Origin of the sequence: Mesorhizobium sp. M0698 (assembly GCF_040320455.1) — a bacterium.
Lineage (GTDB): Bacteria > Pseudomonadota > Alphaproteobacteria > Rhizobiales > Rhizobiaceae > Mesorhizobium.
Map to the genome: position 1 here is coordinate 1 of NZ_JAMYPQ010000078.1, position 791 is coordinate 791.

1 protein-coding gene is annotated in these 791 nt (G+C 66.8%); it reads left to right on the top strand.

The window, feature by feature from the left end; all coding sequences use genetic code 11:
* Nucleotides 1-190 precede the first annotated feature (190 nt).
* Nucleotides 191-791 (top strand): IS66 family transposase (locus NKI16_RS33985; RefSeq protein WP_352924820.1); only part of this gene is annotated, 601 nt, incomplete at its 3' end.

The window sequence follows — 791 nt, forward strand, 5'->3', positions numbered from 1 at the left end:
GGTTTCTATGGCCGTCGCCGGCGGACGGCACGGTTTCCATATCACCGCGCAGCTCGCCTACATGCTCGACGGGATCGATTGGCGCAACCCGCGTCACACGTTCCGCCCTGAGCTCGCGGGCTGAGTTTTTCTTTGAGTTTGCGCGATTTTCCGCGAGTCAGCGGACGCGTTTTATGATTCACTCCAGGGCATGGTTGCCACCGCCCAGGATGCTGTTCCGGACGATGTTGGCGCGCTGAGAGCAGCGCTGACCGCGGCGCTGGCCAGAGCCGAAGACGAGGCCGCACGCGCTGCGCTGGTCGAGGCCGAACTGGCGGTCGCCAGGGCCAAGGCATCGGATGATGCGGCGCTGATCGCACATCAGGATCTGACGATCCGGAAGCTGCAGCGGGCGCTGCATGGTCAAAGTTCTGAACGTGCCGCCCGCCTGCACGACCAGATGGAACTCACCTTCGAGGAACTCGAGAGCACCGCGACGGAAGACGAGATCGCCGCCGAACAGGCAGCGGCGCGGACCACCGAGGTGGCGCCTTATGTGCGCAAACGACCGGCGCGCCAGCCATTTCCCGAGCACCTGCCGCGCGAACGCGTGGTCGAGCCGGCGCCGGCCGCTTGCCACTGCTGCGGCGGTCATCGGCTGCGCAGGCTGGGTGAGGATATCACCGAGACGCTGGAGGTGGTGCCGCGGCAATGGAAGGTGATCCAGCACGTGCGGGAGAAGTTCACCTGCCGCGACTGCGAGGCGATCAGCCAGGCTCCGGCGCCGTTCCACGCCACCCCGCGCGGCTGGG